General features: G+C 73.2%; 23 protein-coding genes. 8 read left to right on the top strand and 15 right to left on the bottom strand.

Translation table 11 applies throughout. The features are described from left to right. Positions 1–8: 8 nt before the first annotated feature. Genes sodN through AB0D28_RS08910 form a run of 3 tightly spaced genes read left to right on the top strand, consistent with a single transcriptional unit; the run spans position 9 to position 1,374 of the window. Positions 9–413 (top strand): superoxide dismutase, Ni, encoded by a 405-nt coding sequence (sodN, locus tag AB0D28_RS08920; RefSeq protein ID WP_128138300.1) that lies wholly within the window; start codon positions 9–11, stop codon positions 411–413. Then, positions 410–934: a GNAT family N-acetyltransferase gene (locus tag AB0D28_RS08915; RefSeq protein WP_357383734.1), complete on the top strand. Its 525-nt coding sequence runs from the start codon at positions 410–412 to the stop codon at positions 932–934. Before sodN ends, AB0D28_RS08915 begins: the two co-directional genes overlap by 4 nt. 32 nt (positions 935–966) lie before the next feature. Continuing rightward, positions 967–1,374, top strand: coding sequence for an ATP-binding protein (locus tag AB0D28_RS08910; RefSeq protein WP_357383732.1), 408 nt, complete (start codon positions 967–969; stop codon positions 1,372–1,374). Positions 1,375–1,452: 78 nt separating this feature from the next. On the opposite strand, the gene AB0D28_RS08905 is transcribed toward AB0D28_RS08910, so the two are convergent. Next, complete coding sequence (locus AB0D28_RS08905) at positions 1,453–1,854, bottom strand: hypothetical protein (RefSeq protein WP_357383730.1); 402 nt, start codon at positions 1,852–1,854, stop codon at positions 1,453–1,455. A 43-nt stretch (positions 1,855–1,897) separates the two neighbouring features. Between AB0D28_RS08905 and AB0D28_RS08900 the strand changes: the two genes are divergently transcribed. Together AB0D28_RS08900 and AB0D28_RS08895 are read left to right on the top strand one after the other, a co-directional pair. After that, on the top strand, positions 1,898–2,848 hold the full coding sequence (locus AB0D28_RS08900) for a diacylglycerol kinase family protein (protein ID WP_357383728.1): 951 nt from the start codon (positions 1,898–1,900) through the stop codon (positions 2,846–2,848). A gap of 446 nt (positions 2,849–3,294) precedes the next feature. Next, positions 3,295–3,552: a WhiB family transcriptional regulator gene (locus AB0D28_RS08895; RefSeq protein ID WP_013288358.1), complete on the top strand. Its 258-nt coding sequence runs from the start codon at positions 3,295–3,297 to the stop codon at positions 3,550–3,552. A 65-nt stretch (positions 3,553–3,617) separates the two neighbouring features. Here AB0D28_RS08895 and AB0D28_RS08890 read toward each other — a convergent pair whose 3' ends face one another. The 4 genes from AB0D28_RS08890 to AB0D28_RS08875 are packed head-to-tail and all read right to left on the bottom strand — an operon-like array spanning position 3,618 to position 6,985. Then, positions 3,618–4,367 carry a CbiX/SirB N-terminal domain-containing protein gene (locus AB0D28_RS08890; protein WP_357383726.1) on the bottom strand — a complete coding sequence of 250 codons (750 nt, stop codon included), beginning with the start codon at positions 4,365–4,367 and terminating at the stop codon, positions 3,618–3,620. Next, positions 4,349–5,098, bottom strand: coding sequence for a phosphoadenylyl-sulfate reductase (locus tag AB0D28_RS08885; RefSeq protein ID WP_357383723.1), 750 nt, complete (start codon positions 5,096–5,098; stop codon positions 4,349–4,351). Before AB0D28_RS08885 ends, AB0D28_RS08890 begins: the two co-directional genes overlap by 19 nt. Then, positions 5,095–5,253, bottom strand: coding sequence for a hypothetical protein (locus AB0D28_RS08880; protein WP_013288361.1), 159 nt, complete (start codon positions 5,251–5,253; stop codon positions 5,095–5,097). Before AB0D28_RS08880 ends, AB0D28_RS08885 begins: the two co-directional genes overlap by 4 nt. Before the next feature lie 22 nt (positions 5,254–5,275). After that, positions 5,276–6,985 (bottom strand): nitrite/sulfite reductase, encoded by a 1,710-nt coding sequence (locus AB0D28_RS08875; RefSeq protein ID WP_357383721.1) that lies wholly within the window; start codon positions 6,983–6,985, stop codon positions 5,276–5,278. Positions 6,986–7,547: 562 nt separating this feature from the next. Between AB0D28_RS08875 and AB0D28_RS08870 the strand changes: the two genes are divergently transcribed. Further along, positions 7,548–9,158: a glycosyltransferase family 39 protein gene (locus AB0D28_RS08870; RefSeq protein ID WP_357383719.1), complete on the top strand. Its 1,611-nt coding sequence runs from the start codon at positions 7,548–7,550 to the stop codon at positions 9,156–9,158. On the opposite strand, the gene AB0D28_RS08865 is transcribed toward AB0D28_RS08870, so the two are convergent. Continuing rightward, positions 9,133–10,725, bottom strand: a complete 1,593-nt coding sequence (locus tag AB0D28_RS08865) for a histidine kinase N-terminal domain-containing protein (protein WP_357383717.1) — start codon at positions 10,723–10,725, stop codon at positions 9,133–9,135. The genes AB0D28_RS08870 and AB0D28_RS08865 overlap by 26 nt on opposite strands. A gap of 25 nt (positions 10,726–10,750) precedes the next feature. Next, positions 10,751–11,779, bottom strand: a complete 1,029-nt coding sequence (locus AB0D28_RS08860; protein ID WP_357383921.1) for an SIS domain-containing protein — start codon at positions 11,777–11,779, stop codon at positions 10,751–10,753. A 185-nt stretch (positions 11,780–11,964) separates the two neighbouring features. On the opposite strand from AB0D28_RS08860, the gene AB0D28_RS08855 reads away from it, so the two are divergent. Then, complete coding sequence (locus AB0D28_RS08855) at positions 11,965–13,566, top strand: tetratricopeptide repeat protein (protein ID WP_357383715.1); 1,602 nt, start codon at positions 11,965–11,967, stop codon at positions 13,564–13,566. 69 nt (positions 13,567–13,635) lie between these two features. On the opposite strand, the gene AB0D28_RS08850 is transcribed toward AB0D28_RS08855, so the two are convergent. Next, positions 13,636–15,228: an MDR family MFS transporter gene (locus tag AB0D28_RS08850; protein ID WP_357383713.1), complete on the bottom strand. Its 1,593-nt coding sequence runs from the start codon at positions 15,226–15,228 to the stop codon at positions 13,636–13,638. Between the two features lie 119 nt (positions 15,229–15,347). Between AB0D28_RS08850 and AB0D28_RS08845 the strand changes: the two genes are divergently transcribed. After that, positions 15,348–15,932: a helix-turn-helix domain-containing protein gene (locus tag AB0D28_RS08845; protein ID WP_357383711.1), complete on the top strand. Its 585-nt coding sequence runs from the start codon at positions 15,348–15,350 to the stop codon at positions 15,930–15,932. Positions 15,933–15,939: 7 nt separating this feature from the next. On the opposite strand, the gene AB0D28_RS08840 is transcribed toward AB0D28_RS08845, so the two are convergent. The 7 genes from AB0D28_RS08840 to AB0D28_RS08810 form a co-directional block, all read right to left on the bottom strand. Then, complete coding sequence (locus AB0D28_RS08840) at positions 15,940–16,452, bottom strand: GNAT family N-acetyltransferase (RefSeq protein WP_357383708.1); 513 nt, start codon at positions 16,450–16,452, stop codon at positions 15,940–15,942. Then, the gene (locus tag AB0D28_RS08835; protein ID WP_357383706.1) at positions 16,449–16,664 is read right to left on the bottom strand and encodes a biotin/lipoyl-binding carrier protein; all 216 of its coding nucleotides are present in this window, start codon (positions 16,662–16,664) and stop codon (positions 16,449–16,451) included. The genes AB0D28_RS08840 and AB0D28_RS08835 overlap by 4 nt, the downstream gene beginning before the upstream one ends. Before the next feature lie 389 nt (positions 16,665–17,053). Further along, positions 17,054–17,341, bottom strand: a complete 288-nt coding sequence (rsrA, locus tag AB0D28_RS08830) for a mycothiol system anti-sigma-R factor (protein WP_026267729.1) — start codon at positions 17,339–17,341, stop codon at positions 17,054–17,056. 2 nt (positions 17,342–17,343) lie between these two features. Continuing rightward, positions 17,344–18,153, bottom strand: a complete 810-nt coding sequence (locus AB0D28_RS08825) for a sigma-70 family RNA polymerase sigma factor (protein WP_357383704.1) — start codon at positions 18,151–18,153, stop codon at positions 17,344–17,346. Between the two features lie 225 nt (positions 18,154–18,378). After that, a complete protein-coding gene (locus tag AB0D28_RS08820; RefSeq protein WP_357383702.1) occupies positions 18,379–18,990 on the bottom strand; it encodes an alpha/beta family hydrolase in 612 nt (203 codons plus the stop codon). A gap of 100 nt (positions 18,991–19,090) precedes the next feature. Beyond that, entirely contained in the window at positions 19,091–19,483 is a 393-nt protein-coding gene (locus AB0D28_RS08815; protein ID WP_354871564.1) for a WhiB family transcriptional regulator, read from the bottom strand. A gap of 212 nt (positions 19,484–19,695) precedes the next feature. After that, a complete protein-coding gene (locus AB0D28_RS08810) occupies positions 19,696–20,403 on the bottom strand; it encodes an SOS response-associated peptidase (RefSeq protein WP_357383699.1) in 708 nt (235 codons plus the stop codon). Positions 20,404–20,458: the final 55 nt, after the last annotated feature.

Here is a 20,458-nt window from a genome sequence, read left to right as displayed (position 1 = left end):
GGACCCTGATGCGCCTTCCCCGCATCCTCACGCCCCGGGTGACGGCCAGCGCTCACTGCGACCTGCCCTGCGGCGTATACGACCCGGCCCAGGCCCGGATCGAGGCCGAGTCGGTCAAAATGATCTGCGAGAAGTACCAGGCCAACACCGACCCGGAGTTCCGCACCCGCGCCATCCTGATCAAGGAGCAGCGGGCGGAGCTGGTCAAGCACCACCTGTGGGTGCTCTGGACCGACTACTTCAAGGCACCGCACTTCGAGAAGTACCCCCACCTGCACCAGCTGTTCAACGAGGCCACCAAGCTGGCCGGCGCGGCCGGCGCCAAGGGCGCCACCGACCCGGCCAAGGCCGACGAGCTGCTGGCGAAGATCGACGAGATCTCGAAGATCTTCTGGGAGACCAAGCAGGCGTGACGTCGCCCGACGGCACTCCGACGATCCGGCCGGTACGTCCCGAGGACGTACCGGCCGTCGTCGCCATGGTGCACGAACTCGCCGAGTACGAGCGCGCCCCGGAGCAGTGCCACCTCACCACGGCGCAGCTCGACGCGGCCCTGTTCGGCCCCGCCCCGGCGCTGTACGGCCACGTCGCCGTCGACGCGTCGGGCCGGCCGGTCGGTTTCGCGCTCTGGTTCCTCAACTTCTCCACCTGGGCCGGCGTGCACGGCATCTACCTGGAGGACCTCTACGTCCGCCCGGACGCCCGGGGCACCGGCGCGGGCCGGATGCTGCTCGCCACGCTCGCCGCGATCTGCGTCGAGCGCGGCTACCAGCGGCTGGAGTGGTGGATGATCCACTGGAACCCGGCGGCCCGTTTCTACGCCGCGATCGGCGCCACGCCGATGGACGAGTGGACCCCGTACCGCCTGGCCGGGCCGGCGTTGCGCGAGCTCGCCACGCACGCGACGGCCGTGCCCACGCGGCCCGTCCGCTGACCGGGTAGAGTCCCGCACCGGGGGGAGGAGCCGTGACTCAACTGACCGGGCACCCGGCGACCGACGACGACGTCGTCCATCTCACCGTGCCCGCCGACGGTGGTTACCTCGGCGTGCTCCGCACCGCCACGGCCGGCCTCGCGGCCCGGCTCCAGTTCGCCCTCGACGAGATCGAGGATCTGCGCATCGCCGTCGACGAGGCGTGCGCCATGCTGCTCGCGATCGCCACCCGCGACGCCGAGCTGGAGTGCCGGTTCGCGGTCACCGAGGACGCGCTCACCGTCGAGGTGACGGTGCCGACGGTCCGGGGCGCCACGCTCCCGTCCGAGTCGTCCTTCGCCTGGAAGGTGCTGACGGCACTGACCACCGGGGCGAACGCCCACGCATCAGCCGGCCGGGCCACCATCTCGCTGCTGACCCGCCGCGCCGGCGGCTACTGACCGGCTCGGCCGGCGGCCACCGGCCGGCTCGGTCCGGCCCACACCGGCCGGCGGAGGCCGGACCGGGGTGGGTCGCGTTCAGCGGGCCGGCTCGCCGAAGCCCAGCGCGCGGTTGGTCGGACCGCTCACCAGCAGCCCGACCATGCCGATCCCGAGCGCGATCAGCGGCACCCCGAGCCAGCCCATGCCGCCCTCGATCATGAACCAGCCGACCGGCAGCAGCATGAGCTGGAGCACGATGGCCGGTGCGCGGGCCCCGGCCCGGCGGCGGGACAGCGCGCCGCCGAGCGCCCAGAGCGCCACCGCGCCGCCGGCGGCGAAGACGGTCACCAGCAGCGCCGAGGTCAGATCCGTGGTGTCGGCGGTGAGGTCGGACCAGATGAGCCACACCGCGATCAGCCCCAGCGCCACCGCCTGGGCACGTAGCAGGAGCACCGCCGCGCGCAGCGTGCCGGGGAGCGGGTCGGAGTCGATCGTCACGGCCGCCACGATACCGGTGGGTAGGCGCGGTATTGTGCCGCCCATGCGGGCCGTCCTGGTGGTCAATCCGAAGGCCACCACCACCAGCGAGCGCAGCCGGGACGTGCTGGTCCGGGCGTTGCGCAGTGAAGTCGACCTGTCGGTGCGTTACACCCGCCGACGGGGCCACGCCATGGATCTGGCCCGGGAGGCCGCCCAGGAGGGCGTCGACCTGGTCGTCACGCTCGGCGGTGACGGCACCGTCAACGAGGTGGTGAACGGTCTGATGGCGGCGGAGCCGCCGACGTTCCGTACCGGGCAGACCTCGGCCGAGCGGCTGCCCGCGCTGGCCACCGTGCCGGGCGGTTCGACGAACGTCTTCGCCCGCGCGCTCGGGCTGCCCCGGGAGTGGCCCGACGGCACCAGCATGATCCTGGAAGGGCTGCGGCTCGGCCGGTCCCGCACGATCGGGCTGGGGCGGGCCGACGACCGCTACTTCACGTTCTGCGCCGGCTTCGGGCTGGACGCGGCGGTCATCCGCCGGGTGGAACAGGCCCGCAAGAAGGGGCGCGTCTCCACGCCGGCGCTCTACTTCCGCTCCACCGCGAGTCAGTACTTCGTCGGCTCGGACCGCCGCCACCCGTCGATCAGACTGGAGCGTCCGGGTGAGCCGCCCGCGACGGAGCTGGCCACCACGATCATCCAGAACACCGCGCCGTGGACGTACCTGGGCGACCGGGAGATCAATCCGAACCCGGAGGCGTCCTTCGACCTCGGGCTCGACGTGCTCGCGTTGCGGCGGCTGCGGGTGGCCAGCACGGCCCGTACGGCGGCGCAGTTCTTCTCGAAGCGACCGGATCCGCACGGCAAGCAGGTGCTGCGGCTGCACGACGTGGCCGAGTTCACGCTCGTCTCGGACCGTCCGCTGCCGTTCCAACTGGACGGGGACTACCTCGGCGAGCGGGAGAAAGTCCGGTTCACGTCCGTTCCGGCCGCACTGAGAGTAATCTGCTAGGTCTCGGGTATCTGAGTCGGTTGACGCGGACCCCCCGCCGCGCGGGTACGGTGGCCGCCACGCCGAGGAAGGGTGCCGGAAATGTCAGCAACGTCACGCGGACCGTACTACATTGATTATCGACTGTGGCACGCCGGGTAACCAGGGCACTGGCAAACCCGGACAAATGGGTGGTGAGCCCGCTCACTGTTCGGAGTTTTTCCGAGCGTCACCCTTGACATCGCTGTAGTTCGTGAAAGTATTCACAAGCGAACTCGTGTTGCCGGGACATTGCCTGGATATGCTCGTTCGGTTGAGCTGTTCCAGCAGGTTCACGAGCCCACAGCCTGCTCACGCAGCGCCGAATTGATGGATGCTGACCGTCACCATTCGGCATTGCGGACGCATATAGGAATAGCAACGAAGCGTTATCTGGCCACCCACTAAGAATGAGGAGTGTTGCCGCCATGGACTGGCGCCACGATTCGGTCTGCCGCGACGAGGACCCGGAGCTGTTCTTCCCGATCGGGACGTCCGGCCCGGCCCTCCTTCAGGTGGAACAGGCGAAGGCCGTCTGCCGGCGCTGCCCCGTGACCGACCAGTGCCTGCAGTGGGCGCTGGAGTCCGGTCAGGACGCCGGTGTCTGGGGCGGGATGAGCGAGGAGGAGCGTCGCGCGGTGAAGCGCCGCGGCGGCCTCCGTGTGCTGCGCGCTCACTCCGCCTGACCCGTACACGCTGAACGCCCCGGCCGGGATTCCCGGCCGGGGCGTTCTGCTGTCCCGGACCGGGTTCAGCGGGTCACCGCCTCCACCCGCCGCCGGACCAGGTCGGCCAGCTCCGGCAGGTCGGTCAGCGGGTCGGCCACCGCCACCGCGCCGGCCGACCGGGCCGCCGCGCGTACCCCGTCGTGGAACCGGCCCGGGGCCAGGAAGTAGGCGGCCACCGCGACCCGGCGGGCGCCCGCCGCGCGCAGGCGCGCCACCGCGCCGCCGACCTCCGGGGGCGCCGCCGAGGCGTACGAGACGCGGCAGGGCACACCCAGCCCGGCGCCGAACGCCGCGGCGACCCGGCCCACCGAGGCTCGCGCCGCCGGATCCCGGGTACCGGCCGCCGCCAGCACCACCGCGTCCAGCCCACTCGGACCGTCGCCGGTCGCCTCCGCCAGGCGGCGGCGCAGCCCGTCCAGCAACCCGCCGTCCACCCCGCCGCCGGTCGGCCCCAGCACGTCGGTCACCCGTACCTCGATGTCCGCGCCGGCCGCCGCGACCGCCGCCGGGATGTCCACCTTCCGGTGGTACGCGGCGGTCAGCAGCAGCGGCACCAGGACCGCCCGGGAGTGACCGGCGGCGGACAGCCCGCGCAGCACCTCGGCCGGCCCGGGATCGGTGTGGTCGAGCCAGCTCGGCAGCACCGGACGCCCCGGCCAGGTGGCCGCCACGGCGAGCGCCAGCGCCCGGGTCGCCTCGGCCGCGCGCGGGTCACGGCTGCCGTGGGCCACCAGCACCACCGGTGGCCCGGCGCTCAGGTGTGCAGGCCGCACTCGGTCTTCTCGAACATCGCCCAGCGCCCGGCGCGCGCGTCCTCCCCCGCCCTGGTCCGCCGCGTGCACGGCCAGCAGCCGATCGAGCCGTAGCCGCGGGCGAACAGCTCGTTCACCGGAATGTCGTACCGGGCCACGTAGGCGTCCACCTCCCGCTGCGTCCAGGCCGCTATCGGGTTCACCTTGACCTTGCCGCGCCGCGCGTCGAAGCCCACCACGGGCGTGTTCGCCCGGGTCGGCGACTCGTCCCGGCGCAGCCCGGCGGCCCAGGCGTCGTACCCGGACAGCGCCCGCTCCAGCGGCTCCACCTTGCGCAGCTGGCAGCAGTCGTCCGGGGACCTGTTGAACAGGCGCGGGCCGTACTGGCCGTCCTGCTGGCCCACGGTCATCCGGGGCCGGATCGAGCGCACCCGAACCGGCATCCGCCGGGCCACCTCGTCGCGGACCCGCAGCGTCTCCGGGAAGTGCAGCCCGGTGTCCAGGAACACCACGTCGACGCCGGGCGCGACCCGGGAGACCAGGTGCGCCAGCACGCCGTCGGCCATCGAGCTGGTCACGCAGAACCGCTCACCGAACGTCTCCACCGCCCAGCGCGCGATCTCCAGCGCGGGCGCGTCCGCCAGTTCCCGGCCGGCCTCCTCGGCCAGCGCGCGCAGCTCCTCCGGGTCGCGGCGAGCCGGCCCACCCGGGCCGATCAGGCCGAGGCCGGCGGCGGAGACGAGGCCGGTCACCGGGTCACCGCCCGGCTCAGCAGGCCGGTGAACTTGACCGCGAAGACCCGCGCACAGGCGTGGCACTCCCAGGCGCCGTGCCCGGCCTCGTGCGGCCGCAGGTCCTCCTCCCCGCAGTACGGGCAGTAGAGAGGCGCAGATCGGGCGTCGCTCATCGCGCCACCTCGCTTCGCTCGCTCATCGGAGCTCCTCCTCGTCGGCTCTGATCACCCAGTTGGCGAACGTCTCCCCCTCGGTCCGGCCGGCCAGGTAGCGGCGGGCGAGCCGTTCCACGTACTCCGGAAGCTCCTCGGCGGTGGTCTTCAGGCCGCGCAGCTTGCGGCCGAAGCCGGCCGTCTGCCCCTGCGCCATGCCGAGGCCGCCGCCGAGGTGCACCTGGAAGCCCTCGACCTGCCGGCCGTCCGGGCCGACCACGAGCTGGCCCTTGAGCCCGATGTCGGCGACCTGGGTGCGGGCGCAGGCGTTCGGGCAGCCGTTGAGGTGGATGGAGATGTCCGCGTCGAAGTCGCGCAGCCGCTCCTCCAGGCGCGCGACCAGTTCCTCGCCGCGCCGCTTGGTCTCGACGATGGCGAGCTTGCAGAACTCGATGCCGGTGCAGGCCATCGTGCCGCGCCGCCACGCCGACGGCCGGGCCTCCAGGCCGATCCCACGCAACGCCGTGACCAGCGAGTCGGTCCGCTCCGGCGCCACGTCCAGCACGAGCAGCTTCTGGTACGGCGTGAGCCGCACCCGGCCGCTGCCGTGCGCCTCGACCACGTCGGCGAGTTGCGCCAGCTGGGTGCCGGACACGCGGCCCACCACCGGGGCGGCGCCCACGTAGTTCGCGCCGTCGCGCTGGGCGTGCACGCCGATGTGGTCGACCGGCTTGGCCGGCAGGTCGGCGGCCGGACCGTCCAGCAGGGTGCGGCCCAGGTATTCCTTCTCCAGCACCTCCCGGAACCGCTCCACGCCCCAGTCGGCGACCAGGAACTTCAGCCGGGCCCGGTTGCGCAGACGGCGGTAGCCGTAGTCGCGGAAGATGCCGACCACGCCGGCCCACACGTCCGGCACCTCGTTGCGCGGCACCCAGACGCCGAGCCGCTTGGCGAGCATCGGGTTTGTCGACAGCCCGCCGCCGACCCACACGTCGAAGCCGGGCCCGTGCTCCGGGTGCTCCACGCCGAGGAACGCGATGTCGTTCGCCTCGTACGGCGTGTCGACCAGCCAGGAGATCGAGGTCTTGAACTTGCGGGGCAGGTTGGAGAACGCCTTGTCGCCGACGTACCGGCGGACGATCTCGTCGATCGCCGGGGTCGGGTCGAGCACCTCGTCCCGGGCCACACCGGCGACCGGGCTGCCGAGCACGATCCGGGGGCAGTCGCCGCACGCCTCGGTGGTCTGCAGGCCGACCGCCTCCAGCCGGCGCCAGATCTCCGGCATGTCCTCGACCCGGATCCAGTGGTACTGGATGTTCTGCCGGTCGGTGATGTCGGCGGTGTCCCGGGCGAACTCGCGGGAGATGTCCGCGATCACCCGGAGCTGGGCCAGGTTGAGCTGGCCGCCGTCCACCCGGACCCGCAGCATGAAGAACTCGTCCTCCAGCTCGTGCGGCTCCAGCACGGCGGTCCGCCCGCCGTCGATGCCGGCCTTGCGCTGGGTGTAGAGGCCCCACCAGCGGAACCGGCCGCGCAGGTCCTGCGGGTCGATCGAGGCGAAACCGCGGTGGGCGTAGATGTTCTCGATCCGGTCCCGCACGTTCAGCGGGTCGTCGTCCTTCTTGATCCGCTCGTTGGGGTTGAGCGGCTCACGGTGCCCGAGCGCCCACTGCCCCTCGCCGCGTGGCCGGCGGGGCGCACGGGCGGCGGGCGCCGGGCTGTCGGGACGGGTCGGGGTGCTGCTGACCGCCATCGCGGCGTCCTCCATGGTCTGCTGCGGTGCCTGGAGCGCGGACGCGGCGGCCGGCCCTGGAGAGGGCCGTGGACGGCGATGTCGATGACGGCCGGCGCGAGTACGCGCCCGAGACGGAAAGGTCGGGCGTCGTCAGTGGGCCGGACAGATCGCGCTGCGCACGCGGCCGTAATCGACGTGGCGGCGAGCCACGAAGCGGCGGACGACAGCGGCGGTCATGTGCCTCATGCTGCCACACCACGCCCCGCACGACCACAGCTCCGCACTGTGATCCCACATCACGGGCCACCCCCACCACCCACCCCCACCCCGCCCTCTCTCCCGCCCCGCCCCGCCCCGGTGATCAAGGAGTTAACGTCCCCGACCCGCCATCCGAGCCCCGCAATCTCCTTGGTCAACACCCCCACCTCCCCTCCCCGGCCCGCCGCCGACGCGTTGATCATGAGGTTGGCGGGGACAAAAGGGACAGTGAGCGCGGTCAACCTCATGATCGACGGGGTGGAGGTGGGTGGAATCGGTGGAGAGGGGTGGGTGGGGGGCTTGGGCGTGTGAGGCTGCGGGGGTGAGGAGGTTCGCGCCCGGCCGGCCGGGGCCGGTGGTGGTGTGGGTGGTGCCCGGGCTGCTCACGCTCGTGGTGACGCTGGCCGGCATCGGGCACGCCCAGCCGTGGCGGGACGAGCTGGCCACCTGGAGCGCGGCGACCCGGCCGGTACCGGACCTGTTCCGGATGACCCGCACCATCGACGCCGCCACCGGGCCGTACTACCTGCTCACGCACGGCTGGACCGCGCTGGCAGGCACGTCGCCGACGGCACTGCGGCTGCCGTCGGCGCTGGCCATGACAGTGGCCGCCGCGCTCACCGCCCGCCTCGGCGCGGTGCTCGTCGGCCGCCGCGCCGGGCTGCTGGCCGGACTGCTGTTCGCGGTGCTGCCGGTCACCTCGCGGTACGGGCAGGAGGCCCGCCCGTACGCCCTCGCGACGCTGCTCGCCGTGCTGTCCACACTGCTGCTGGTCGAGGCGCTGCGCCGGCCGGGACGGTGGCGCTGGGCCGAGTACGCGGCAGCGGTCGCCGCGCTCGGCCTGTTCCACCTGCTGGCGCTCACGCTGCTCGCCGCGCACGCCCTGGTGGTGCTGCTGGTCGCCGCGCGCGGCTCGTCCGCCGCGGGCCTCGACCCGCCACGCCCGGCCGATGCTCGCACGGATTCTGACGGCACACGGCGGAAGCCGATGGTGCTCGCCTGGTGGATGGTGGCGCTGCTGCCGGCCGTCCTGCTGGTCACCCCGCTGGCTCTCGTCGCCGGAGGACAGCGTGGACGGCAACTCGACTGGGTCGATCCGGCTCGCCTGCCCGACCTGGCGGCGTTGCCCGGCGCGCTGGCGCAGAGCGGCGTCGTCGGCGGGTTCGTGCTCGCGCTCGCGGCGCTCGGCTCGGCCCGGATGGGCCGCCGGGCGCTGCTGCCGGCCGCCGCCGTGCTGTTGCCGGTGCTGCTGGTCTTCGCCGTCGGGACGGTGGTGCCGCTGTGGGTGACCCGGTATCTGGTGTTCACGGTGCCGTTCGCCTGCGTGCTGGCCGGCGCCGCGCTGGCCGCCGCTCGGGCCGCTCCCGCACCGACGGCGACGCCGGGGACGGCGACGCCCGCCGAAACGGAACGCACGGCGACACCCACGGCAGCAGAGCGGGGACGGACGCCGCCCGGAGGGCGGATCGCGGCCGGACTGGCAGTGGTGGTCCTGGCCGGGCTGCTCGGGCTGCCGGATCAGGCGGCCCTGCGCCGCACCCACGAGTGGCCGCGCAGCGCACCTGTCGACTACGCGGGCGCCGCCGGGGTCATCCGCGCCGAGCAGCGGCCGGGCGACGCGATCGTCTACGCGTCCCGCGACGGCTGGCTGTTCCCGGATCTGGGCATGGCGTACCACCTGGGGCCGAGGTTGCCGCGCGACGTGCTCGTGGTCCGCGACCAGCGCCGGGACGCGAGTCTCTGGGCCGTGGAGTGCGACGACCCGGCGCGCTGCCTGGCCGGGACGGACCGGGTCTGGCTGGTGGTCACCGGCCGGCGCGCGGACCCGCTGGCGGCGGTGCCGGGTGCGAAGGGCGACGCGCTGCGCGCGGGCTACACCGTGCGGCAGGTGTGGCAGCGCCCGGGAATCACGGTGGCCCTGCTCGTCCGGTGAGACGGTCGGTGGTGCCGCGGGCCAGCGGTACGACGATTGCCGCCTCGGTGCCGCCGTCGGCGCCGTTGCGCAACGTGATGGTGCCGCGCAGCTCGCCGGTGACGAGCGCCCGGACGATCTGGAGGCCCAGGTTGCCGCCGCGTTCGGCGTCGAACTGCTCGGGCAGTCCCCGGCCGTTGTCGGTGACAGTGACGTGCAGTTGCTTGCGGGCCCGGTGCGTGGAGACCACCACCTCGGGCCGGGGCGCGGAGACCACGGCCTCGGGCCGGGCCGCGTCCGCGGGCGACGGGGCACCGGCCTCCTCGTCGGCCGGCGGGAAGCCGTGCTCGACGGCGTTGAGCAGCAACTCGTTGAGCACCATCACCAGCGAGGTGGCGATCTCGGCGGGCAGGACGCCGAAGGTGCCGCGACGGCGCATGCCGACGCTCACCTCGGTGGCGGCGACCTCGGTGGCGGCGCTCGCGACCCGGTCCACGATGCCGTCGAACTCGACCGCCTCGTCGCTGGACATGGAGAGCGTCTCGTGCACCAGCGCGATCGAGGCGACCCGGCGTACCGATTCTTCGAGCGCCACCCGCGCCTCGGGCATGGCGACCCGCCGGGCCTGGAGGCGCAGCAGCGCGGCGACGGTCTGGAGGTTGTTCTTCACCCGGTGGTGGATCTCCCGGATGGTGGCGTCCTTGGTGATCAGGGCGCGGTCGCGGCGGCGTACCTCGGTGATGTCGCGGACCAGCACCAGCGCGCCGATCGGCACTCCGGCGGGCATCAGCGGCAGCGCGCGGGTGAGCATGGTGGCGCCGCGGGCGTCGATCTCGCGGCGGGGTGGCGCCTCGCCGCGCAGCGCGGCGAGTACGGCGTTGCCCGCGTCGGTGCCTTCCAGGGGGTCGCCCGCGAGCCGGCGGTGCAGCTTGGCCAGGTCCTCCCCGACGAGGTGGGAGGCGTAGCCGAGGCGGCGGTACGCGGACTGCGCGTTCGGGCTCGCGTAGGTGACCTTGCCGTTGGCGTCGAGCCGCACCAGGCCGTCGCCGACCCGGGGCGCCGAGGTGGTCTCGCCCGGGTGCCGGGGCGGCGGGAACGTGCCGTCGGCGATCATCTGGGCGAGGTCGTCGGCAGTGGTGAGGTAGTTCAGTTCGAGCTGGCTGGGCGTGCGGGCGGTGGACAGGTTGGTGTCCCGGCCCACCACGGCGATCACCTCGCCGGCTTCACCGTCGCCGGTGCGCAGCCGGACCGGGATCGCCTCGTGGCGGGCCGGGACGTCGCCGTACCAGACCGGGTCGCCCTCGCGCCAAATCCGTCCCTGCCGGTGGGCCACCTCCAGGTGGGCCACCTCGGCCCCGCCGACGATGCGCCCGACCTGGTCGTCCAGGTAGGCGGTCGGCGCGGTGGTGGGACGGACCTGGGCCACGCAGAGGAACGTGCCGTCACCGTCCACCGGCACCCAGAGCAGCAGGTCGGCGAAGGACAGGTCGGACAGCAGCTGCCAGTCGCCGGCGATCCGGTGCAGGTGGTCGATGTCGGCCGGACGGAGCGCGGTGTGCTCCTCGGCGAGATCACGGAGGGTGGACACGCCACACAGCGTGCCACGCCGGACGTCACATCGTCGCCGTGACCTTCTTCAAGCCGCGCGGCGCGTCCGGGTCCTCGCCCCGGGCCAGCGCCAGGGACAGCGCGAGCCGTTGCAGCGGCAGGATGTCGAGCAGCGGCGCGTACCGCTCGTCGACCTCGGGCACGGCCATCCGGGTCTCGCCGACGTCGGCGGAGCCGACCACCACCACGTCGGCGCGGCGCTCGCCGAGCCGGGGCAGCACCTCGCGCATCGACGTGCCGCCGGGGCCGGAGCCGACCACGGCGAGCACCGGGACGTCCGGGTCGGTCATGGCGAGCGGGCCGTGCAGCAGGTCGGCGCCGGAGAAGGCGAGCGCCGGGAGGTACGAGGTCTCCATCAGCTTCAGCGCCGCCTCCCGGGCGGTCGGGTACGCGTAGCCCCGGCCGGTGGTGACGAGCTGGGCGGCGAACCGGTAGCGCGGGGCGAGCCGGGCCGGGGTGTCGTCGGCGAGCGTCTGCGCGGCCAGCCCGGGCAGGCGGCTCAGGGCGGCGCGTTCCTCGGCGGGCAGCACGCCGTCGCCGGCGCGTACGCCCTCGATCAGCATGAGCAGCGCGAGCAGCTCGGCGGTGTACGTCTTGGTGGCGGCGACGGCGCGCTCGTGGCCGGCGGCGATGTCCACGCTCAGCTCGGCGGTCTCCACCAGCGGCGAGCCGGGGTTGTTTGTGACCGCGAGGGTGAGCGCGCCGGAGGCGCGGGCGACCCGCAGCACCTCGGCGAGGTCGGGCGAGCCGCCGCTCTGGCTGACGCCGACGACGAGCGCGTCGGAGAGGTCGGGCCGGGCACCGAAGACGGTGATCGCGCTCGGTGAGGCCAGTCCGGCGGGCAGTCCGAGGCGGATCTCGGTCAGGTAGGCCGCGTAGAGCGCGGCGTGGTCGGAGGTGCCCCGGGCGGTGAAGACCACGTGCCGGGGGCGGCGTTCGGCGACGACGGCCGCCACCTCGGCGATGGCTGCCGCGTGTTCGGTGGAGAGCAGACGCTCGTAACCGGCCGGCTGCTCGTCGATGTCGGCGGCCATACCGGCCCCTGCTCGCGTCACTCCAGAACCTCCTTCTGCGCGTTTTCCGCGCGTTCGATGCTCAGTCTTGCACGTTTTGACAGGCTCAATCAACGCAACGAGCACTAGTGCGCAGTGGATCACTAAATCGGCGGAAGATCCCCTAGGCTTGCCCGGCTGACCGACCCGACCCGCGAGAGGACGACGTGCCCGACGACGACGCCGCGCTCTCGGCGGAGGAGGAACTCGCGCTGGCCCGGCTGGCGCTGGACGAGGGCGACCTGCGGCACGCCGCCGACCACGTGGCCGCCGCGCTGGTCCGCTCCCCCACGCTGCCCGAGGCGCACGAGACGCTCGCCCGGCTGAACGCGGCCAGCGGCGGCGACCTCGACCTCTTCCCGCTCGGTCAGCAGGCGTTCGTCGGCGCCGTGGTGGCCCGCGCGCACCTGCTCGCCGCCGCCGGCCGCCCCGCCGAAGGGCTCGACCTGCTCGCCGCCGCCACCGGCTACGCGCCCGCCGCCCCGTGGGCCGCCGTGCCCTGGGTTACCGCCGCCGACCTGCCGGAACGCCTCGATCCCGAGCGCACCGCCCGGATCCTCATGCAGGTCTGCGCGGCGGCGCCCGACCCCGCGCCGCGCCGGCTGCGCGAGCCGCTGGAGCCGTACCTCACGCTGGCCCGCCACGCGATCACCGTCCATCCGGCCCATCCGCTGCTGCTCGGCGCGGCGTCCGCGCTGGCCCGGCGCCTCGGCGAGGTCACCCTCGCCGTCACCTGGGCCACCCGGGGGGTACGCGCACAGCCCACCAAACTCGGCGAGGTGTGGCTCGGGTACGCGTACCGCAGCGCCGGCCGGACCGGCGAGGCGCTCGCCGCACTGGAACGCGCTGTCGCGCTCGACCCGGACGACCTCGCTGTCTACGCGGACATCGCCGGCACGCTGGCCGACCACGGCCGGCTCGACGCGGCACTGGGCTGGGTCGACCGGGCGCTGGCGAAGGATCCGTCCTTCGACTGCGCGGTGCACACCGCGCACCGGCTGCGCTACCTGCGCGACGGGGACGTGGACCACCTGGTGGCGCTCGCCGACTTCGTCCGCGACCACCCGGACGACACGCACGAGCACGGTGACCTGGCCGAGTGCTGCCGGGGCCGCCCCTGGCTCGGGCAGGTGACCCCGGCCGGCGACGACGCCCCGGCCCCTGACGGTCCCGCCCCCTCGGCCGAGGCGGTACGGCGGCTCCAGCAGCTCGCGCACCCGGCCTGGCCGCACCCACCGGCCGCGTACGACGCCGCCGTCGGGCTGGCCACGCTGCACCTCGCCGACCTGCTCGCCCTGCTGGCACACCCGCCGGAGGCGCCGGCGACCGCGCTGGGCCGGGTGCTCGGCGGGCAGGACCCAGCACTGTGGACGCGCTGCGCGCAGGTCTGGGCCTGCCTCGGCCTGCTGCACCACCGCACCGACGAGCAGTGGGAACGGTCCACCCGCCGCCGGGTGCTGCGGGAACTGGCCGCCGGCGATCTCGGCCCGGCCGCCGAGGCGGCACTGTTCGCCCTGGTCACCGCCGCCTGGATGCACCCGGACACGCGCACCGACGTGGCCGCGCTGGTGGCCGGGCGGATCGCCGAGGTGGCGGCCGGGTCCGCCCGGCGTAGCCCGGTGGCGGTATCGCTGGCGTACCTGGCGCGAGCCACCCCGGCACTCGACCCGGCGGCACGCGCCACTGCCGACGGGCTGATCGCCGACGCCGAGGGCGGACCGCTGCGGCGTCTCTGGCGACGCCTCGCCGCCCTGTTCCGCCGCGGCTGACCACGCGGAGCGGCAGACGCGGCGCGGCCCCGCGTACCCCTGGAGGGGCGGCGGGGCCGCGACCGTGCGTCAGGCGACGGGGGCCCGGCCGAGCGCGGCCTCGGCCTCGTCCTCAGGTGTGGCGCCGGCCGGCGGCACGTCGTTCGTCGCGCGCAGCGGCACCTCCTTGATGAACCAGGCGAGCACCGGTACGGCCACTGTGAACAGGACCGCCCAGAAGAAGACGTGCGAGATGGCGTCGGACAGGCCGCCGAGCACCGCCTCGCGCACCGGGCCGGTGAGCTTCTTGAGCGCCTCCAGATTCATCGCGCCGCCCTCGCCGCCGCCCGAGCCCGAGAACGCGGGACCGGCCGCCGAGTCGGCCAGGCGGTTGGCGAAGATCGCACCGAAGAGGGAGACGCCGAACGAGCCGCCGATGGACCGGAAGAAGGTGGCCGCACCGCTGGCCGCGCCGAGGTCCTTCTGTTCCACGCTGTTCTGCGCGATGAGCATCGAGGTCTGCATGAGGAAGCCCATGCCGACACCGAGCACGATCATGTAGAGCGAGGACTGCGCCTTGCTCGTGTCCACGTCCAGCAGGCTGAGCAGGCCCATCCCGGCGGCCATCACCACGCCGCCGACGATCGGGAAGAGGCGGTAACGGCCGGTCTTGGTGATGGTCCGGCCGACCACGAGCGACACCACGAGCATGCCGAACATCAGCGGGAGCAGCAGCAGCCCGCTGTTCGTGGCCGAGGCCCCCTGGACGGTCTGCTGGTAGAGCGGCAGGAAGTTCATCGCGCCGAACATGGCGAAGCCGAGCAGGAAACCGATCACCGAGATCAGCGCGAAGTTGCGGTTGGCGAACAGGCTCAGCGGCAGGATCGGCTCCGGCACACGTCGCTCGACCAGCGCGAACGCGCCGAGCGCGAGCAGCGCCAGCACGGCGAGGCCGAGGATCTGCGGCGAGACCCAGTCGTACTCGTTGCCGCCCCACGTGGTCACCAGCACGATGGCGGTGATGCCGACGGACAGCAGCGCCGCGCCCAGCCAGTCGATCTTGTGTTCGGTGCGGTACTTCGGCAGGTGCATGGTGGTGGCGAGGACCAGCAGCGCCACGCCGCCCAGCGGCAGGTTGACGTAGAACGCCCAGCGCCAGGAGAGGTTGTCGGTGATGAAGCCGCCGACGAGCGGGCCGGCGACCATGGCGATGGCCATGATGCCGGCGATCATGCCCTGGTAGCGGCCGCGCTCGCGGGGCGGGACCAGGTCACCGATGATGGCCATGACGCCGACCATCAGGCCGCCCGCGCCGAGGCCCTGCACGGCACGGAACGCGATCAGCTCGGTCATGCCGGTCTCCGTGCCGCCGAAGACGCCGGAGCCGGACATGCCGCAGAGGGCGGAGCCGACCAGGAACACGACGACCGCGGTGAGGAAGACCGTCTTGCGGCCGTAGAGGTCGCCGAGCTTGCCCCAGATCGGTGTGGAGACCGTGGTGCCCAGCACGTACGCGGTGACCACCCAGGTGAAGTGGTCAGCGCCGCCGAACTCGAAGACGATCCGCGGCAGCGCGGTGCTGACGATCATGTTGTCGAGCATCGCGAGCATCATCGCGATCATCAGGCCGAACAGGACGATACGGACGTTGGGTCTCGTGGTCACCTGGGCTGGTTGACTCATCGGTAGGCTCCCCCGAAGATCGGATGATCGACTTACTTGCCGCCCGGCTAGTTGACTTACTAGCCGGACGGTAAGCTGATGGCGGGCGCACGTCAAGCGGATTGGAAGGATGTCGGCTGGTGAGGGAGACCACAGGGGGCACACGGCAGCGGATCCAGGCCGTCGCCTTGGAACTCTTCACCGAGCAGGGCTACGAGAAGACGTCCCTGCGGGAGATCGCCGAGCGGCTCGGCGTGACGAAGGCGGCGCTCTACTACCACTTCAAGAGCAAGGACGAGATCGTCACCAGCCTGGTCGACGACCGGCTGCGCCGGATGGACGAGCTGATCGCCTGGGCCGCCGACCAACCACCCACGCTGGCCACCCGGCGCGCCCTGATCGGCAGGTACGCCGACAGCATGTTCGCCGGCGACCTGCCCCAGGTGATGCGCTTCTTCGAGCAGAACCAGACGGTGCTCAAGAGCCTTGTCGCGGGCCAGCAGATGCGGGACCGGATAATGCGCCTGGCGCACGAGCTGTGCCGGGGCGACGACTCCCCCGCCGCCCAGCTCCGCGCCGCGCTCACGCTGTTCGCGGTGCACAGCAGTTGGTTCGCGGTACGCGCGCCCGGCATCACCGACGACGAGCGCAAGCGGATCGCGCTCCAGGTCGCCGACGAGCTGCTCGCCAAGATCGGCGAGACCGGCGCGGAAGGCGACGCCTGAGCCGCGCTCAGCGGGCCGCGGTCAGGTCCAGCCGCAGGCCGCGCAGCTCGATGCCGGGCATCGGCATCCAGTCCTTCTCCGGGTACCTGACGAAACCCAGCCGCTCGTAGAGGCGGTGCGCGCTCGCCGCCATCCCGGCGCGTACGCAGATCACCAACGCCGTGCAGCCCAGCTCCGTCGCGCGCGCCACGCACGCGGACACGAGCGCCGCGCCCGCGCCCCGGCCCTGTGCGACCGGATCCACCGCGAGCATCCGGAACTCGGCCTCGCCCGGTTCGGCGAGATCGGCGTACGGGCTGCCGGGCAGCACGAACGTCACCGCGCCGAGCACGTGGCCGGTGGCGTCGTCGACGGCCACCAGAACCTCGCCGCTCTCGGCGCGGGTGGCCACGTCGGCGAGCACCGGCGCGTACCCGCTCTCGTCCTTGAGCTGGCCGTCCGCCTCGTACGCGGCCACCGTCAGCCGGGCCACTGCCGGCAGGTCCGCCGGGTCGGCGCGGCGCACCCGCAGGCCGGTCAACCGATCTCCGCGATCAGGTCGCCGTCCTGCACCACGTCACCCTCGTTGACCGCGAGCCTCCGCACCACGCCGTCGGACTCGGCGACGACCGGGATCTCCATCTTCATCGACTCCAGGATGACGAGGGTGTCGCCCTCGGACACCGTGTCGCCGGCCGACACGACGACCTTCCAGACGTTGGCCACCATCTCGGCGCGGATCTCCTCGGCCATTTTGTGGCCCTCCCTCTCCGACAGCTCCCCGACAATCCTGCGAACGGTATCCAATCATGACGCCGGTCACGCCGGGCCGCGCACCACCGGGCGCGCGATCCGCCCCACCGCGTCCCGGCGGGCGACCACCGCACTAGCATCGTGCGGGTCGGCCACCGGCGAGCCCGGGGGCCACACCGCGACCTCCGCCGCGCCCAGCCGCGGACGGAACCGTGACCAGCACAAGGAGGCAGAGCATGGCGAAGAAGGCCCGGAAGAAGAAGGCCCGGAAGAAGAGCAGCGCCAACCACGGCAAGCGCCCCAACTCCTGATCATCGGATCAGCGCGGCAGAAGCCGGAAACGCGGAACGGCCCGGGTCCGATCACGGACCCGGGCCGTTCGTGGCTTGTCAGTCGGCCAGTTCGCGGGACTCGGTGGTCTCGAAGACCACCAGCTCGGTCAGCCGCAGGCGCAGCCGCTCCCGCAGCTTCTCCGGCGCCGCCTCGTTGCCGCAGCACCGGGCCACGAGCGCCTTGACCTCCTGCTCGATGCCGTACTCGCGCAGGCACGGCCCGCACTCGTCCAGGTGGTGCCGGATCAGCACCCGGCGCTCCTCGGCGCACTCCAGGTCGAGGTAGAGGTAGACCTCGGCGAGGACCTCGCGGCAGTCCGTCTCGTGCGGTTGTCCACAGCTCACGGTCACACCTCCCGGCCGGCGGCGGCGGTCGAACCCTTCTTCGACGAGGCGGCGCTGAAACCCCGCTCCGCCGCGTACTGCTCCAGCAGCTTCCGCAGATTACGTCGGCCACGGTGCAGACGGGACATCACGGTGCCGATCGGCGTACCCATGATGTCGGCGACCTCCTTGTACGAGAAGCCCTCGACGTCGGTCAGGTAGACGGCCATGCGGAACTCCTCCGGCAGCTGCTGGAGGGCCTCCTTGACGTCGCTGTCCGGCAGCCGGTCGAGCGCCTCCGTCTCGGCCGAACGCAGGCCGCTGGACGTGTGCGACTCGGCCTCGGCGAGCTGCCAGTCGGTGATCTCCTCGGTCGGCGCCTGGATGGGCTGGCGCTGCCGCTTGCGGTAGGTGTTGATGTAGGTGTTGGTCAGGATCCGGTAGAGCCAGGCCTTCAGGTTCGTGCCCTGCTCGAACTGGTGGAAGGCGGCGTACGCCTTCAGGTACGTCTCCTGAACCAGGTCCTCCGCGTCCGCCGGGTTGCGGGTCATCCGCAGCCCGGCAGCGTAGAGCTGATCGACGAAGGGCATCGCGTCCCGCTCGAAGCGGGCCCTGCGCTCGTCCGTCTTCTCGGTGGTCAACCGCACATCCCCTCGCGTCGGATGCTTTCCCGCCGAGGATACGCGTACCCACTTACCGGCAGATTCACTTCCGGAGTGTGTGCCGGTGCTCACGACCGACGCCGCCGCGGGCCACTCCGGCGCGTCGAGCAGCCGCCGGAGCTGGCGCTCGTCCCGTTCGTCCCGTTCCCGGCTCCGTGTCTCGATCGGCACCGGTCACCCCCCTCGCCTGGCTCTGTCGTCGTCCAAGGGAGGTAACGCGAGGTGCGGGGTGCGGCATTCCTCCACCCCACCCGATCCTGGTCCCGGCCTCGGCCGCGACCGAGGCTGGGACCAGGAAGGGCCTGGGAGGGTGGCCCCGGCGCGCCCGAACCGGGCGGCCGGCACCAACCGGTGCAACGACCCGCCGCGTCGGACGGTCACGGCACGCGCCGCCGGTCAGGACGACCACCCGTGTACGCGCAGCCAGTCCCGCACCACGGCGGCCGTGCCGGACGGATCTCCGCGCAGGTCGTGGCGCTCCCCCGGCCGGACCACCACCTCGATGCCGGGGCCCGGCCCGGGTACGCCGAACGGGTCCCGGTCGCCGTTCACGACGAGCGTGGGCAGCCCGGTGCGCAGTTCCCCGGCCCGGGAACGCTCCGGTCGCCCCGGCGGGTGCAGCGGGAACGCCAGCGCCACGACTCCGGCCGCCCCGACGGCGGCGGCGGTACGGCAGGCCACCCGGGCACCACTGGACCGGCCCCCGACCACCCAGTGGCGTACCAGTGGGGCGCGACGGCGCAGCTCGGCCAGGACCGCCGTCCACGCCTCGTCGAGGTGCCCGGCGGGGGCGGGCGCGCGGCGTCCGGCCACCCGGTACGGCTGGGTCACCAGGGCCACCCCCGCCCCGGCGGCGAGCGCCGCGTCGCGTACCGCGGTGAGGTCCGGCGCGTCCACGTCACCGCCGGCGCCGTGCCCGAGCACCAGCACCGTCGCGCCGCCGGCAGGCGGGTCGAACCGCAGCCGGGCGGGGCCTCTCGGGGTGTCGATCTCATCGTCGTGCCGCACCGGCTCATTCTGCGCGGGCCGGGCGGCCCACCGGCGGCCGGGCGCGGAAACGCCGACGTCGCCCGTGGCCCACTGCGGCGGGCCACGGGCGACGTCGGGATCAGCTCAGCGGAACCAGCGTGAGCAGACGGTCGCGCACCGGCGGGCCGGCGTCGTCGAGCGCGTCCGGATCCGGCTGCACCTCGCTGCGCCAGGCCACCAGCATGGCCCGCCGCTCACGCGGCGTGGTGCCGCCCCAGACGCCGTGGCAGTCGCCCACCTCCAGCGCCCAGGCCAGGCAGGAGCCCTGGACGTCGCAGGTGCGGCAGAGCGCCACGGCGGCGTCGGCCGGCTCGTTCGGCGCCGGGAAGAACGTCTCCGGATCGACGTTCTGACAGGTGCCCCTGGTGCGCCAGGCGTCGTCCTGGCGTCGTTCGTCAAGCGCCCGCAGCAGTCGCGGATCGCGCCGCGCGGCGGCTACCTCGTGCGGACGGGGCATGCGTGCCCGTGTCAATACACCCACCTCCCCCGTGGGAACCGGCGAAGATCTCTAAAAGATCGATGGATGTCATTCGCCCCGTGCGAACAGACGCCCATCACCGGCGCTGTGTTCTATCGCATTCGCATGCGTAAGGACAAGGGTCTTCAATGAAAGTGACTGAACGTCTGGGCGACTTTCCCACCCAACCCCGACAGAAAGGGCCGCGTGAATGTGGCAGAGCGTGATCAGAACAGGGTCGCTCCGGCGGCCGTACCGGCATCCGCCGGAACCACCGGCACGGTCAGTTCCGGGCCGTCGTTGCGGACGTCGCCCACGGCCCGGGACACGGGCCTGATCTCCAGGCCGGCGAGCAGGCCGGCATGCGGCGGCGCGAGCAGCTCAGCCGGCTCCTCGGCCGGGCCCAGCCAGGCCGCCCAGCGCTCCGGCGGCAGCAGCAGCGGCATCCGGTCGTGCACCTCGGCCAGCTCGCCGACCGCGGCGGTGGTGAGCACGCTGAACGTGAGCCGGGCCGCCCCGGCCGGCTCCCACACCGACCAGATGCCGGCGAGGGCCAGGACCGAGCCGTCCCGCGGGGTCATGAAGTAGGGCTGGCGTCCGCCGTCGGCGAGGCGCACCCACTCGTACCACCCGTCGGCGGGGACCAGGCAGCGGCGGCGGGCGAAGGACGGCGCGTACGCCCGGCTGGTGGCGACCGTCTCGGCCCGTGCGTTGATCATGCGGGCGGCCCCGGCGGCGCTGCGCGACCACTGCGGGAGCAGGCCCCAGCGGCCGAGGGAGAGCAGGCGGTGCCCGTCCGGGGCGAGCCGGACCAGCGGCACCGGATCGGTCGGCGCCACGTTGAAGTCCGGCGTCACCCCGCCGGTCTCGTCGGCAGACTCGAAGATCGCGCTCAGATCGGCGGCGCTCCGGGTCGTGGCGTACCTCCCGCACATGGCGCCCACGCTAGCCGCATTCGGACGTCCCGGCTGTCCCGCCCAACGGGAGCGG

It is taken from the genome of Micromonospora sp. NPDC048169 (genome assembly GCF_040652815.1).
In the GTDB taxonomy this organism is placed as follows: Bacteria; Actinomycetota; Actinomycetes; order Mycobacteriales; family Micromonosporaceae; genus Micromonospora.
The sequence above is the reverse complement of the archived record's forward strand: the minus strand, read 5'-3'. Positions and strand labels throughout refer to the sequence as shown.

What these genes read in the sequence shown, in the direction of transcription:
- sodN (WP_128138300.1), top strand. Translation starts at nt 9, where the DNA reads ATGCGCCTTCCCCGCATCCTCACGCCCCGGGTGACGGCCAGCGCTCAC.
- AB0D28_RS08900 (WP_357383728.1), top strand. Translation starts at nt 1,898, where the DNA reads ATGCGGGCCGTCCTGGTGGTCAATCCGAAGGCCACCACCACCAGCGAG.
- AB0D28_RS08895 (WP_013288358.1), top strand. Translation starts at nt 3,295, where the DNA reads ATGGACTGGCGCCACGATTCGGTCTGCCGCGACGAGGACCCGGAGCTG.
- AB0D28_RS08880 (WP_013288361.1), bottom strand. Translation starts at nt 5,253, where the DNA reads ATGAGCGACGCCCGATCTGCGCCTCTCTACTGCCCGTACTGCGGGGAG.
- AB0D28_RS08875 (WP_357383721.1), bottom strand. Translation starts at nt 6,985, where the DNA reads ATGGCGGTCAGCAGCACCCCGACCCGTCCCGACAGCCCGGCGCCCGCC.
- AB0D28_RS08860 (WP_357383921.1), bottom strand. Translation starts at nt 11,779, where the DNA reads ATGGCCGCCGACATCGACGAGCAGCCGGCCGGTTACGAGCGTCTGCTC.
- AB0D28_RS08850 (WP_357383713.1), bottom strand. Translation starts at nt 15,228, where the DNA reads ATGAGTCAACCAGCCCAGGTGACCACGAGACCCAACGTCCGTATCGTC.
- AB0D28_RS08835 (WP_357383706.1), bottom strand. Translation starts at nt 16,664, where the DNA reads ATGGCCGAGGAGATCCGCGCCGAGATGGTGGCCAACGTCTGGAAGGTC.
- AB0D28_RS08810 (WP_357383699.1), bottom strand. Translation starts at nt 20,403, where the DNA reads ATGTGCGGGAGGTACGCCACGACCCGGAGCGCCGCCGATCTGAGCGCG.